At 71.7% G+C, this 13,618-nt stretch carries 13 protein-coding genes; 6 read left to right on the top strand and 7 right to left on the bottom strand.

The window, feature by feature from the left end; all coding sequences use genetic code 11:
• Nucleotides 1–81: 81 nt before the first annotated feature.
• Nucleotides 82–789, top strand: a complete 708-nt coding sequence (locus tag H8838_RS02210; protein ID WP_181309715.1) for a GntR family transcriptional regulator — start codon at nucleotides 82–84, stop codon at nucleotides 787–789.
• Nucleotides 790–807: 18 nt separating this feature from the next.
• Here the strand turns inward: H8838_RS02210 and H8838_RS02205 are convergent, their stop codons facing one another.
• Nucleotides 808–2,460 carry a nitrilase-related carbon-nitrogen hydrolase gene (locus tag H8838_RS02205; protein ID WP_263458200.1) on the bottom strand — a complete coding sequence of 551 codons (1,653 nt, stop codon included), beginning with the start codon at nucleotides 2,458–2,460 and terminating at the stop codon, nucleotides 808–810.
• An 87-nt stretch (nucleotides 2,461–2,547) separates the two neighbouring features.
• On the opposite strand from H8838_RS02205, the gene H8838_RS02200 reads away from it, so the two are divergent.
• Nucleotides 2,548–3,939, top strand: a complete 1,392-nt coding sequence (locus H8838_RS02200; RefSeq protein WP_185995303.1) for an MFS transporter — start codon at nucleotides 2,548–2,550, stop codon at nucleotides 3,937–3,939.
• Nucleotides 3,940–4,004: 65 nt separating this feature from the next.
• Here H8838_RS02200 and H8838_RS02195 read toward each other — a convergent pair whose 3' ends face one another.
• From H8838_RS02195 to H8838_RS02185, 3 genes are read right to left on the bottom strand one after another with little or no spacing between them, the layout of a single operon-like run.
• Nucleotides 4,005–4,598, bottom strand: coding sequence for a hypothetical protein (locus H8838_RS02195; protein ID WP_185995304.1), 594 nt, complete (start codon nucleotides 4,596–4,598; stop codon nucleotides 4,005–4,007).
• Nucleotides 4,595–5,278, bottom strand: a complete 684-nt coding sequence (locus tag H8838_RS02190) for an isochorismatase family protein (RefSeq protein WP_181309723.1) — start codon at nucleotides 5,276–5,278, stop codon at nucleotides 4,595–4,597. The genes H8838_RS02195 and H8838_RS02190 overlap by 4 nt, the downstream gene beginning before the upstream one ends.
• 5 nt (nucleotides 5,279–5,283) lie before the next feature.
• Nucleotides 5,284–6,498 (bottom strand): CaiB/BaiF CoA transferase family protein, encoded by a 1,215-nt coding sequence (locus H8838_RS02185; protein ID WP_181309724.1) that lies wholly within the window; start codon nucleotides 6,496–6,498, stop codon nucleotides 5,284–5,286.
• Between the two features lie 58 nt (nucleotides 6,499–6,556).
• On the opposite strand from H8838_RS02185, the gene H8838_RS02180 reads away from it, so the two are divergent.
• Genes H8838_RS02180 through H8838_RS02165 form a run of 4 tightly spaced genes read left to right on the top strand, consistent with a single transcriptional unit; the run spans nucleotide 6,557 to nucleotide 11,156 of the window.
• Nucleotides 6,557–7,498 (top strand): hydroxymethylglutaryl-CoA lyase, encoded by a 942-nt coding sequence (locus H8838_RS02180; protein ID WP_219923868.1) that lies wholly within the window; start codon nucleotides 6,557–6,559, stop codon nucleotides 7,496–7,498.
• Between the two features lie 24 nt (nucleotides 7,499–7,522).
• A complete protein-coding gene (locus H8838_RS02175; RefSeq protein WP_185995305.1) occupies nucleotides 7,523–9,082 on the top strand; it encodes a class I adenylate-forming enzyme family protein in 1,560 nt (519 codons plus the stop codon).
• Between the two features lie 48 nt (nucleotides 9,083–9,130).
• Complete coding sequence (locus tag H8838_RS02170; RefSeq protein WP_181309729.1) at nucleotides 9,131–10,438, top strand: DUF4437 domain-containing protein; 1,308 nt, start codon at nucleotides 9,131–9,133, stop codon at nucleotides 10,436–10,438.
• A gap of 1 nt (nucleotide 10,439) precedes the next feature.
• A complete protein-coding gene (locus tag H8838_RS02165; protein WP_219923869.1) occupies nucleotides 10,440–11,156 on the top strand; it encodes a hypothetical protein in 717 nt (238 codons plus the stop codon).
• A 42-nt stretch (nucleotides 11,157–11,198) separates the two neighbouring features.
• Here the strand turns inward: H8838_RS02165 and H8838_RS02160 are convergent, their stop codons facing one another.
• The 3 genes from H8838_RS02160 to H8838_RS02150 all read right to left on the bottom strand — a co-directional run bounded on the left by H8838_RS02160 (nucleotide 11,199) and on the right by H8838_RS02150 (nucleotide 13,490).
• On the bottom strand, nucleotides 11,199–12,296 hold the full coding sequence (locus H8838_RS02160) for an NAD(P)H-binding protein (RefSeq protein WP_181309731.1): 1,098 nt from the start codon (nucleotides 12,294–12,296) through the stop codon (nucleotides 11,199–11,201).
• 38 nt (nucleotides 12,297–12,334) lie between these two features.
• Nucleotides 12,335–12,652, bottom strand: coding sequence for a Dabb family protein (locus H8838_RS02155; protein ID WP_181309733.1), 318 nt, complete (start codon nucleotides 12,650–12,652; stop codon nucleotides 12,335–12,337).
• 64 nt (nucleotides 12,653–12,716) lie between these two features.
• Entirely contained in the window at nucleotides 12,717–13,490 is a 774-nt protein-coding gene (locus H8838_RS02150) for a maleate cis-trans isomerase family protein (protein ID WP_181309735.1), read from the bottom strand.
• Between the last annotated feature and the right edge of the window lie 128 nt (nucleotides 13,491–13,618).

The following is a 13,618-nucleotide window of genomic DNA, read 5'->3' as shown; positions in this document are numbered from 1 at the left end:
GAGTTCCGGGGCCGCGGAATATATGATCGTTGTCCGGTGGCTGCAGCAGTACCACCGCCAACATGTCCTTGGGAGCACCAGATGAGTCCACGCGCAAGTGCTGCCAACGGCGTCCGCCCCATCGCGCACCACTCGCTCGTCGACCGCGTGACGGACGAGCTGCACCGCGCGATCCTCAACGGCGACCTCGCGCCCGGCTCCACCGTGTCGATCGTCGACCTCTGCCAGCGCTTCGACATCAGCCACATCCCGGTGCGCGAGGCCCTGCGCCGCCTGGAGAGTGAGGGCGTGATCAGTCTGCGCCCCGGGCGCTCGGCGCTGGTCGCCACGCTGACCAGCGAAGAGCTGGCCAACATCTACGCGCTGCGCAAGCTGATCGAGGGCGACCTGATCTCCCGGGCCGCCAAGCGGTTCTCCGACGAGAGGCTGGCCGAGGCCGAGGAGGCGCTGGCCGAGTACATCGGCATCGAGCGCGAGCCCGCCTCCCTGGCCGCGAAGCACCACGCCTTCCACGAGGCCGTCCTGCACGACGCGATCGGGCCGGCCGACGCCAACGTGCTCAGCCTGCTGTGGAAGGCCTCCGACCGCTACCTGCACCTGCTGATGCAGGACCTCGACCACCACCCCGAGACCCAGCAGCGACGTATCGACGAGCACCGCGAGCTGCTCGACCTCGCCCGGACAGGCAAGGCCAAGCAGCTGAAGGCCGCCTGGATCGCCCACCTCGAGAGCACCGAGGCCGCGCTGCTCGAGGCCCTGGCCGCTCGCGAGGCCGCCTCCGCCGGCTGACCCCGCGCGCGGCGTCCGCTACCGGACCAGCGCGTCGAGCAGCTGCCAGGGACGGCCGTCCACGACGTCGGTACCCCTGCTCACGAACCGGTTGGTGGCACACGCAGGCCTCAGCGTGCCCACGACGAGGGGGCCCTGTGCCGTGAGCAGCTCGGGGCGGCTGATCACCCCGGCGAACGGGTTGCGCCAGGCGCCCCACAAGGTGAAGTCGGCCGAGAGCGGGATCAGAGCCGCCCCGCCGAGCCGGCCGGCACGCGCGGAGACGGCGAGGTTCAACCGGTTCTCCGCAGCCCGCTCCAGCAGCAGCAGGTCCAGGTCGTGCGGCTCGGCCACGGTGAAGGGGACGGCGACCACGTCGGCGTCGGAGAGCGCGGCGAGCCGGAACGTCTCGGGGTAGAGGGCGTCGTCCCCGACCACGACGGCCAACCGGCCCCAGGGCGCCTCATGCACCGCGATGGCGGGTTCGGGGAGCGCCGCCACCGTCAGCTCGCCGTGGCGACGACTGCGGTGCAGCTGCGGCTGGGCCAGCTCGACGCCGGCGGCCGAGACGACGACACCCACATGAGCGCCGTCGGCGTCCAGCGCGCTGGAGACGACCAGGGTGCTGGTTCCGGCCAGCGCCCGGCACAGCGCTTCAGGGGCCAGGGCCGGGTCCGCGGGAGCCCCCGCCAGGCCGTCGGGGTGGGCGGCCAGCTCGGGCAGCACCACCAGGTCGGCGCCTCCGGCGATCGCGGCGGCCACCAGAGCCGGGACGTCGTCGCGGGCGGTCGGCGCGAGGGCGCAGGCCCGGATCTCCTCGGCTCCCGCCGGCGCCCGACGACCCCGCGGCTCGGCGGCCAGGGGCGCGTACACCTGCGGGCGTCGTGCGGCCATCACGTCCGTGCCGTCCGGCCGGGTCTTGTCGTCGGCCAGGGACAGATCGATGTCCGCCAGGACGACCGCCTCCCCGGTACGCGGCCCGATCGCCACCACGGTGCCGTCGGGGGCGACCACCTGGCTCTCCCCCGCGCCGTGCAGCCGGTCGACCGGGACGCCGACCTGGGACGCCACCTTCTCGATGCTGTGCTCTGGGACCAGCGGCCCGACCTTGTTGGCCGCCACCACCCAGACCTTGTTCTCCGCGGCACGCACCGGCACGTGCAGGGAGGCCTCGTCGAGGGCGAAGGAGTTGAGGCTGTTGAGCAGCAGCTGGGCGCCCTCGACGGCGAGCGTGCGCGGCGTCTCGAAGATCACCCCGTCCATGCAGGAGTAGAGCCCCACGCGGCCGATCGCGGTCTCGACGACACCGGCCCGGTCGACGGCTCCGTCGAGGTGGTCGCGCTCGGACCCCATCAGCACCTGTTTGTCGCTCACCGCCAGGATCGCGCCGTCCGGCCCGAAGAGGAGGTTGCTGCCCGCGACCCGGCCGTCCTTGCGAGCCAGGGTCACGTTGGCCATCAGGTGGATCGCGTGCTTCTCCGCCCGGCCCGCCAGGGCCGCGACGAACTCGCCGTCCAGGGTCTCGGCGTGCCGGTGAGCGTGCTCGCGGTCTGCGTACCAGGAGACGTGGTTGCCGAACTCCGGCAGCACCACCACCTCGGCGCCCTGCGCGACCGCGCTGTCGATCATCCGCAGGGCGGTCTCGAGGTTGGCCCCGACGTCCTCACCCACGGCGTACTGCACGGCGGCCACACGCACCATCCTCAGCACCCCAATCCTGTATATCTTGTACGATCCAGGCATCCTAGCGCCGTCCGGCGCTGAGCAGAGGAGATCGTCATGACGGACATCCAGCCAGACGAGCCCCTGCTCCACCAGGGGGGCTCGGCCCGGCTGCGGGTGCACGCCCGCGGCGACGAGCAGGAGGTCGACCTCGACCGGGACGCGCCGTTCGGCTGGTGGCCGGCGATCGCGATCGCCCTGGTCGCCTTCATCGACCGGGTCGAGATCAACCTGATCGCCGGCGCCCTGCCCGTCATCCAGGACCACTTCGGGTTCAGCGACACGGTGGGCGGCCTGATCCCGACCGCGGCCAGCATCGCCGCGGCAGTGCTGCTGCTCCCTGCCGGCCGCCTCGCAGACCGGGCCCCACGGGTGGGGACGATCGTGATCGTCGTCCTGGTCTGGTCGCTCTGCTCGGTGCTCAGCGGGCTCGCGACCACGTTCCTGATGTTCTTCATGGTCCGGATCGCCATCGGAGCCGCGGGTCAGCTCTACAACCCGCCCGCCTCCAGCCTGCTGGCCGACTACTACCCCAACCGCAGCCGGGGTAAGGCGTACGGCTTCGAGCGGGCCGGCTACTACATGGGGCTCCCCGCGGGCGTGATCATCGGCGGCGCCGTGGCCGAGGCCCTGGACTGGCGGGCGGTCTTCTTCATCGCGGCCGTCCCCGGCCTGTTCATCGCCGCCCTGATGCTGACGGTGAAGGAGCCCGTCCGCGGGCTCGGCGACACCATCGACCGGCTGCGCGCCCAGCGGACCGGCGTCGCCCCGCCCGAGTCCGAGGCGCACGTGGACCTCTCGGTCTCCAGCGCCAGTCTCTGGGCGGACGCGAAGGAGCTGCTCCGGATCCGCACCCTGCGCGGGGTGATCCTGGCGCAGGCGATGCTCGCCCTCGGGGTGGCCGGGCTCTTCTACTGGCTGCCCACCTTCCTCGAGCGGCTCGAGGACCTCGACACCGACACCGCCTCCGGGCTGGCCGGCGGGGTGGGAGGCACCGGCATCGTGATCGGCATCATCATCGGGTCCCGGCTCGGGGACCGGCACGAGTCGGAGGGGTGGCGGATCAGGCTCTCCACCGTCTGCCTGCTGGTGGGCGCGATCGGCCTGAGCCTGGCGGTGCTGCTCCCGGGGGTCGGGCTCCGGATGGCGATGGTCGCCCTCGCCTGCGCCGGCTTCGCCGGGGCCATGCCCAACCTCACCGCGGCCGCTGCCAACGTCGTCCCGGCGGCGAGCCGCGGCATGGGGTTCGCCCTGCTCCAGTTCCTGACCACCCTGGGCGGCGCCTTCGGCCCGCTGCTGGTCGGCGCGATGTCGGACGTGACGGGCTGGATCGGGTACGGGATGCTCTTCCTGATCCCGCCGCTCTTCCTCTCCGTGGTCCTCCTCTGGCTGGTGCGCGGCTCCTACGACGCCGACGCCGCGCGGGCCTCGGCGTCGTCCTCCCACTGAGCCTTTGCCGAACCCTCGATGAGTCCCCGGTGGGGTCCGGCCGCGGGTGCAGTCAGCGGGTGCAGTCAGCGGGTGTGCACGATCGCCGGCCCCGCGACGTCGGGCACCGGCGTACCGGCCGGGACGTCGGCCCAGCGTCGGGCCTGAGGCCACAGCACGTCCACGTCGGTGTCGAAGACCAGCCCGGCCGCCGAGGCCAGCCCGCGCAGGGTGCCGACGAGGCCGGCACGGGGCCCGCGGTCCAGGGTCTCGTCGGCCGCGAGGACCTCGGCGGCGCCCGCCTGCTCGGCCTCACCGTCGGCCCAGCCGCCACCCGGACCGGAGAACCACACCACGGCGCGCGTGCCGTCGGTGGTGGAGGTGGCCGACCGGGTGGCGTGCGGCTCGACCACGAGCGACTGGCCGACGCCGCACGTCAGTCCGCTGATCGTCAGCGCGCCGGAGAGCACCACCATCTCCTCGCCGGCAGGCTGATGACCGGTGGCCTCACGGCTCCAGCCGTCGGGGAACTCCACCAGCACGGTGCGGGTCCCCGCCGAAGGGTCGGCGCCCAGCATCACGATGGCGGCCGGCTGCGCCGCTCCCGCGATCGCGTGCTGACCGCGTACCAGCTCCTCGGAGTCGAGGTCGACGACGGTGACGGTGACGTGCTGGGTCATGCGGGCTCCTGGAAGGTCGAGAGGTAGTCGAGGGCGTCAGACTCGGAGACGACGTCGGCGTACTTGGCGTCGAGGTCGAAGAGGTTCTGGTCGTGCGCGGCGGCGTCCCGGTCGCCGCAGGCCTCACGGACGACGAGCGGGCGGAACCCGTGCTGCAGCGCGTCCAGGGCGGTGGCGCGCACGCAGCCGCTGGTGGAGAAGCCGACCACGATCGTGGTGTCGACGCCCGAGGCCCGCAGGGTGCTGGCCAGGCTGGTGCCGAAGAACGCGGAGGCGTACTGCTTGGTCACCATCGTCTCGCCGGGCAGCGGGGCCGGGTCGGGCGGACACGCGATCCACTCCGAGCCCTCCTCGAAGGCCTCCAGCCCCGGGACCTTGACCGCGAACCAGCCGGCATCGTGCAGGCCGGGCGCGAGCACCACCCGGGTGAAGACGACGGGCCGCCCGGCGGAGCGGGCCGCGGCGACGACGCGGGCCGCGCTGGCCCGGGCCGCCTCGAACCGGCCCTGGCCGTCGCTGAACGGCCCCCCGGCCAGGTAGGCGCGGCAGACGTCGACGACCACCACCGCGGGGGCAGCGCCGGGTCCGATCCTGCTCGCGAAGCCGACCGAGGCGTAGTCCTCGGCGCGCCCGTCATCGGCGCCGTCGCCTGCGCCTGCTTGTGACCCGCTCGGCTCCATCGGGGTCAGATCACTCCGCGCTCGGCGAGGCCGGCCCGCTGCTCGGCACTGAGTCCGAGCAGGCCGCCGTACACCTCGTCGTTGTGCGCCCCGAGCGCCGGCCCGGTCCACCGGATCGAGCCCGGGGTCGCCGACATCTTGGGCACGACGTTCTGCATCCGCAGCTGGCCGAACGTGTCGTCGGGGACCTGGACGATGGCCTCCCGCGCCTGGAAGTGCGGGTCGCTGATCATGTCCTCGGCCTTGTAGATCCGACCGGCCGGCACCCCGCCCTCGTGCAGCAGCTTGAGCAGCGTGTCGGCGTCGTACCGGCCGGTCCACTGCGAGATGTGGTCGTCCAGCTCCTGCTGACGGTCCCCCCGCCCGACGTGGTCGGCGTAGACGCTGCCAGGAGCGGAGAGCTCGGGCTCGCCCATCAGCGCGGCGAGGCGGCCGAAGACGGAGTCCTGGTTGGCCGCGATCAGGATCAGCTGCCCGTCGGAGGTCGGGTAGACGTTGGACGGCGCGACGTTGGGCAGGATCGCACCGGTGCGCTCGCGCTGGTACTTCTGCACGTCCCACTCGGTGACGGTCGACTCCATCATCGCCAGCACCGCCTCGTAGATGGCACTGTCGACCACCTGGCCCTCGCCGGTGACGTCGCGGTGCCGCAGCGCCGCGAGGGCGCCGATGCAGGCGTGCATCGCGGCGAGCGAGTCGCCGATGGAGATGCCGGTGCGCGAGGGCTGCCGGTCGGGCTCGCCGGTGATGTAGCGCAGGCCGCCCATCGCCTCGCCGATCGATCCGTAGCCGGCCCGTCGGGAGTAGGGACCGGTCTGTCCGTAGCCGGAGACGCGGACCAGGATGATCCGCGGGTTGACCTCACGCAGCCGCTCGTAGTCCAGGTTCCACTTCTCCAACGTGCCCGCGCGGAAGTTCTCCACCACGATGTCGGCGGTCGCGACCAGCTGGAGGAAGAGCTCCTGCCCCTCCTGCTCGCGCAGGTTGAGGGTGACCGAGCGCTTGTTGCGGCCGACCACGGGCCACCACAGGTAGGCCCCGTCGACGCTCTCCCGGCCCCACGTGCGCATCGGGTCGCCCGTTCCAGGCGACTCGACCTTGATCACGTCGGCTCCCTGGTCGCCCATGAGCGTGGCTGCGAACGGCCCCGCCAAGAGCTGACCCGCCTCGATCACCCGGACGCCGGACAGGGACCCCATTGCTTGCACCGCACTCTCCATGGGTGGATCATATATCCGATATCTTCTAGTCGACAGGTCTCTTCGAAGGGTGGGCAACGTGCCGGCACAGCAGCAGAGCGAGGCGCCTCAAGTCGAGGTCGTCGAGGTGTCACCTCGCGACGGCCTGCAGAACGAGCGTCGGGTGCTGCCGACCGGCACCAAGGCCGAGTTGGTCCGCCGCAGCCTCGCGGCCGGGATCCGCCGGGTCGAGGTCACGGCCTTCGCCAGGCCGGACCGGGTGCCCCAGATGGCAGACGCGGAGGCGCTGCTGGCCGAGCTGCGCGACGAGCCGGGGCTCAGCCGGATCGGGCTGGTGCTCAACCCCCGCGGCCTGGACCGCGCGGTCGCGGCGGGCTGCGACGAGGTCACCGCCGTGGTCGTCGCCTCGGACGGCCTCGCGCTGCGCAACCAGGGCGTCGACACCGCAGCCCAGCTGGACTCCTGGCGCGCGATCGCGGCGGACGCCCGGTCGGCCGGCCTGCGTGTCAGCGTGATCATCGCTGCAGCCTTCGGCTGCCCCTTCGACGGCGAGGTTCCCGTCGAGCGGGTCCTGGAGGTGGCGGGTGGCTGCCTCGAGGCCGGTCCCGACGAGCTCGCGATCGCGGACACCATCGGCGTCGGGGTCCCGGCGCAGGTCACCGAGATCGTCACCGGGCTGCGCACCCTCGACCCCGACGTCACGCTGCGGGCGCACTTCCACAACACCCGCAACACCGGGTACGCCAACGCCGTCGCGGCGGTCGCCGCCGGCGTCACGGTGCTCGACGCCTCGGCGGGCGGCATCGGCGGCTGCCCCTTCGCCCCGGGCGCCACCGGCAACATCGCCACCGAGGACCTCCTCTACCTGCTTGCCCGCAGCGGCATCGGCGTGCGCTCGGACCTTTCCGGCGGCCCCGACGCAGCACAGGTCGCCGCGACCGGCACCTGGATCGCCGAGGAGCTCGGCCTCCCGCAGGCGCCGGCGATGCTCGGCCGCGCCGGCTGGTTCCCCTCCGCCTGACCCCACCCACCCCAGGAGACTCACATGGCCATCCAGTCCGGCGGATCAGCGCTCTCCATCGTCAGCGGCCTGCGTGAGTACGCCGCGGCGACGCCGCACGCGACGGCGGTCATCGACGGCGAGCAACGGCTGACCTACGCCGAGGTCCACGACCGCTCGAGCCGGCTCGGCCAGCACCTCCTGGCCCAGGACCTCTCCCCCGGCGACCGGGTCGCCGTGCTGCTGGGCAACCGGTTGGAGTATCCCGAGGTGGCCGCCGGGATCGCCAAGGCCGGTCTGGTGATGGTGCCGCTCAACCCCCGGCTCACCGCGGTCGAGGCGAGCTACGTCCTCGAGCACAGCGGGAGCCGGATGATCGTGCTGGATGCGGCTCTGGCGCCGATCGTCGACGCCCACGCCGACTCCCACGGCCTCCCCCTGCTCCGCCTGGGGGGCTCCGCGACGGGTGACGCGTACGAGTCTGCCCTGGCGGAGGCGGCACCGGCCGACCCGGCCGTGGAGGTCGAGGAGCGCGACCCGTTCTGCATCGCCTACACCTCGGGCACGACCGGCCGGCCCAAGGGCGTGGTGATCTCGCACCGCAGCCGCGCGCTGACCTTCATGGTGAGCGCGCTGGAGTGGGGCCTCGACAACGGCCGGGTCTCCGCGGCCGTGGCCCCCATGTACCACGGCGCCGGGTTCGCCTTCGGCTACGCACCGGTGCACACCGGCGGGACGGTCAGCATGCTGGGCCGCTGGGATCCCGCGGCGTTCCTCGACCTGGTCGAGCGGGACCGCGTGCAGTCGGCGTTCCTCATCCCGACCCATGCCCAGGGGCTCCGAGCCCTGGGCGACGAGGCGTTCGCGAGCCGCGACCTGTCCAGCCTGGACACCCTCTACTTCAACGCCGCGGCGCTGCCCTGGGAGCTGAAGGAGTGGGTGATGGAGCGCTTCCCCCGCTGCGGGGTGCACGAGCTCTACGGCTCCACCGAGTCGGGCATCATCACCAACCTGCGCCCCGTCCACATGCGCGAGCGCCCCGGCTCGGTCGGCCACCCGTGGTACCTGACCCAGGTGCGGATCGTCGACGCGGCCGGACGAGAGGTCGACCCCGGCGAGCCCGGCGAGCTGTTCAGCCGCTCGCCGTACCTGATGAACGGCTACCTGGACGACGACGAGGCGACCGCGGCCTGCACCACCGAGGACGGCTTCGTGACCTGCGGGGACATCGCGGTGCGCGACCAGGACGGCTTCATCTCCGTCGTGGACCGGAAGAAGGACCTGATCATCTCCGGCGGCACCAACGTCTACCCCCGGGAGATCGAGGAGGTGCTGGCCACCCACCCGAGCGTGGTGGAGAGCGCCGTGGTCGGCGAGCCGGACGAGCACTGGGGCGAGACGGTGGTGGCCCACGTGGTGCTGCAGGGCGGGGCCGACCTCGACGGGGAGGCCCTCGCGCAGCACTGCCGCGCCCAGCTGGCGGGCTACAAGATCCCGCGCCGCTGGTACCCGATCGAGGTCCTGCCACGCAACGCGGGCGGCAAGGTGCTCAAGCGCGACCTGGTGGCCCCGACCTCCGTGGTCGGCACCCAGACCCATGGTTAGATATCATATATTTTCATTCGAGCGACGGAGGCTTACGTGCGACCCCACGTGGAACTGATCCAGGAAGACGACTACGTCTGGCATGGCGCTGAGCTGCCCGGCGGCGAGGGGCGCGCCAGCGAGCGCCGCCTCTCGGTGGACGAGGAGGACGGCTCCTCGTCGCTGCGCGTGGACTTCCACACCGACTGGGGCCGAGGCCCGGGCATCCACCACGCCAACACCGAGTACTACGTGCTCGAGGGCGAGATCGACTACGGCGGCCGCACGATCGGCAAGGGCGGCTACGTGTACGCCCCGAAGGGTGTCCCGAACGACTACCTGCGGATCGCCGAGGGGACCAAGATCCTGCACTACCGCGAGTACGGCGACGCGGGCTTCGACCCGGTCGACTCGCCGGCCGCGGCGTCCGCCTGGGAGGACGCGCGCGAGGAGGTCATCGTCATCGACTCCGAGGCGATGAGCTGGGACGCCGTGCCCAACCCGGGGCCGATGCCGGGCCTCTTCATCAAGTACCTCCACGTGGACCCGACCACCGGCTTCTACACCCGGCTGGTGCATGCGCAGGAGGGCTGGGCGGACCACCGGCTCGCCCACCACCCCTGCTACGAGGAGGCGTACACCACCCAGGGCCACATGGAGTACAACTTCGGCACCCTGGACCTCGGGACCTACTTCTTCCGGCCGGCGCGGGTCAAGCACGGGCACTTCACCACCATGGAGGGCGGCGCGACCTGGCTGCTGCGCTCCGACGGCGAGCTGGCCAACTGGTACACCCAGAACGAGTGGGTGCGCTGGGGCGGCGAGGGTGTCAACTACGGACCCGAGGGACTCGACGACAGCCCGCACCCCGCCCTCCGGTGGTCGAGCTCCACCCACGACCTGGCGCAGCCGTGGCGCACCGACGAGGACATGCGCCAGCTGACCGCCTCGTGGCAGTTCCAGAAGGACCAGGACCGCTACGACGCTCCCGTCAGGCATCACGGCTCCGGCGCCGACCGGTCCGCGATCGCGATCGCCAAGGCGCTCGACGCCTTCAACCTCCAGGGTGGGCACGGCGGCCACGAGGGTCACTCGCACGACCACGACCACGACCACTCGCACGACCATGCGGACGAGGGGCACACCCACTCCGACGAGGAGCACACCCACGAGCCGCAGGCGCGCGAGATGATCGACCTCGACTGGGGCTGGAGCGGCCGGGAGACCGAGCACGCCGACGAGCGCACCGACGCCGGCGCCCACAACTGGGGCCAGGGCCGGCCCTGGAAGAAGGGCGACCCGATCCCCGCGCCGATCATCTCCAGCCTCCCGGTGCGCAGCCGCTCCCGCGGGCGCTGGGACGGCGACGGGATGTGAGGTGGAGGTAGCCCACGGCCTCAACGGCCACACCCTGGCGATCCTGCTGCACATCCTGCTCTTCGTGTACTGGCTCGGGGGCGACCTCGGCGTCTACTACTCCAGCCGGTTCATCATCAAACCCGAGCTGCAGCCGGAGACCCGGGCGGTGGCCGCCAAGATCATGGTCGGCTGCGACCTGGCACCTCGGGTGTCGCTGATCCTCTTCGGCGCCAGCGGCCTGACCCTGATGTACTACGGCCCGCTCGGGGACGAGTTCTTCCTGACCGGGTGGATGCTGGCGCTGGCCTGGGTCGGCACGCTGACCTGGCTGACCGTCTCGCTGCTCGAGGCCCGCGGCGGTGACAGCCGCCGCGGGCACGTCTACCACCAGGCAGACCTCTACGTGCGCTGGGCGCTCTCGGCGGCGCTGGTCGTCGTGGGCGGCTACGCCCTGCTGGCCTCGGAGCCGTTCGGGGTCGACACCAACCCCAGGTGGCTCGGCGCCAAGGTGCTCGCCTACGGCCTGTGCATCCTCTGCGGCGTGATGATCCGCCGGGCGCTGCGCCCGTTCGGGCCGGCCTTCGGAGCACTGATGACGACCGGCTCGACTCCCGAGGTCGAGCGGGGCATCGTCGGCTCCATCCGCCGCAGCGAGCCCTGGGTGTACGGCATCTGGGCGATGGTGGTGCTGGCGGCGGTGCTCGGCGTGATCAAGCCAGGCACCACCGCCTTCTGATGCCCCCTTCCGGCACCGGCGTCTGAGGGTCCGCCAGGTCCCTCAGACGTCGGTGGGCATCAGGTTCGTGCCGCTCTTCATCCGCTCCCGGAAGCTTCCGGTGGGGAACTCGCGGTCCTTGAGCTTCTCCATGAACCCGCGCAGCGTGCGCTCGCCGTACGCCGGGGCGACGTGGTCGACCACCGACCAGTACTTGGCGGCCTCGAGGTAGTAGGCCACCGGCTCCAGCTTCTTGACCACCTTGCCCATCCGGGTGAGCCGGGCGATCTTCTTGTCCCACGCGGCCATCGGGACGACGTCCCAGTCGGGCTCGCGCCCGGTCACGTCGAACATCATCTGGCCTGCGGCCTTGAGGGTGACCACGTTGTCCGGCGCCCAGGGGCCGCCCACGGGCAGGACCCGGCCCAGCGCGTCCGGGTCGAGGACCTGGTTGACGATGAACTCGGCCAGGTCCTCGCGGGCGATCGGGTTGACCACGTTGTACTCGCCGTGGTCGAAGATGCGGTACTTCTCGCCGTTCTTGACGTCGCCGAACGTCATCGAGAGGTACGGGTAGTACGCGGTCGGCCGGATGATCGTCCAGGGCAGCGGGCCGTGGTGCTGCCCGATCAGCTCACCCTCGACCTGCAGCTTGTAGACCTGCGGGATGAGCTCGGGGCGGTAGGCGCCGAAGTCGCTGACGTGGATGAACTGCTCCACCCGGTGCTCGACCGCGGCCCTGATCCCGTTGACCACGGCCTCGTGGTCGACCAGGCGGCACTCCTCCGCGTCGTTGGGGCGACGGCCGCTGAGTAGCGAGACGACCACCGACGTCGGGGCGGAGGCCACCGCGTCCAGCACGTCCTGCGCGCGCGTGGGATCGCCCACCACGACCTCGACGTCGGCGAACTCGGGCTCGTCCTTCACCCCGGCAGAGCGGGCAAGCACGGCCGGGGCATAGCCCCGGCGAGCGAGCTCCGGCAGCAGGGCGCGGCCGATGTAGCCGGTGCCGCCGAGCACCAGGACCCGCTGCCCCGCCCCGGTGCCGCGCGGCCCGGTGACGTAGGTCTGCGAGTCGGTGCTGAGCAGCCGGTCGAGCAGCTCACGACTGCGCTGCTGGGCGGAGGCGACGTCAAGGTCGGTGATCGTAGAGAAGGCCATTCATAGATCATATATTGTCTGACTCTGGGTGCGGGATCTCAGATGGACGACGTGCGGACCTCGGCGTCGTCGTACTGCACGAAGGCCTTGCCCGCCAGCGCCGGCGCGATCCGCTCCTTGACCACCGACACGTGCTCGGGGTGCATCCGGTAGCCCTCCCAGTCCTCCCGGGAGTCGAAGCGCATGTGGAAGCGCAGGTGCGCGTTGCCCGCCCCCAGTCCGGCGTCGCGGACGACCTCGGCGGCCACCAGTCCCGGGATCCGACCGGGCAGGGCGAGCAAGCCGTCGACGATCCCCTCGACCTGGGCGTCGGTGACGTCCTCGGACAGGGTCAGGTGGCCCACGTGGTTGAACATGTGCGTCCTCTTCTCTCGGTGCGGCCGCCAGGTCGGCGACCGGCGTCCTTGCCGCTCAGTCAGCTCAGTGCAGCTCGAGCAGCGAGCCGTGGCCGTGGATCTTGTCGGCGATCCCGTTGACCCGGAACGCGTGCCACGCGGTGGCGACGTTGATCGCGATCACCGGCTTGCCCAGCTCGCGCTCCAGCTCGGCGGCCACCGCGACGCACTCCAGGTTGGTGCCGCACTGGATCAGCGCGTCGACGTCCGGCCCGTCCACGGACAGGAAGGCCTCGCGCAGGGTCTCCGGGGTCTCGTCGGCGATCGAGGTGGCCGACTCCGAGCAGAGGCCGGTGATCGCGGCGACCTCGTAGCCCAGCTCGGTGAAGTAGGCGACGACCTGCTCGTCCCCGACCGGCTGGTAGGGCGTGACCACACCGATCCGCCGCGCACCGAACGCCTTGAGCGCCTCGCCGGCGGCAGTGGCGCCCGTCGTCACCTCGAGGCCGGTCATCTCCCGGACCCCCTGCTCGAACGCCGCATTGCCGGCCACCCCGCCCCAGAAGGTCTCCGCCGACATCCCCATCACCACGTAGTCGGGCTTGCAGGTCATCACCACGGTCAGCGCGTCCGGCAGCGCCTCGTTGAGGCACTCACGGAAGGCGCCGAACGCGTCGGAGGAGTCGAGCGCCGGCGCCTTGATCATGATCCGCCCGGTGTGCCACGAGCAGTCCTGCGGCCGCAGGTGGTGCAGCTCGCGCTCCACGGAGGTGTTGGTGGAGGGCAGGACCAGGGCGAACCGGACCCCCTTGCTCTCCCGGGTGGCGATCCTCGCCCCGTCCGCCTCGGCGACTGTCATGACGAGCTCTCCTGTGGTCGACGGGAGCCGACCTCCCGCGGATGCGTTCGTAGATCATATATGCATGACCTCGATCGCGGCTCCGCCCGGACTGGCGATCCCCGCACAGCCGGGGTTCCTTGGGGTTG

Origin of the sequence: Nocardioides campestrisoli (assembly GCF_013624435.2) — a bacterium.
GTDB classification, from domain to species: domain Bacteria; phylum Actinomycetota; class Actinomycetes; order Propionibacteriales; family Nocardioidaceae; genus Nocardioides; species Nocardioides campestrisoli.
The sequence above is the reverse complement of the archived record's forward strand: the minus strand, read 5'-3'. Positions and strand labels throughout refer to the sequence as shown.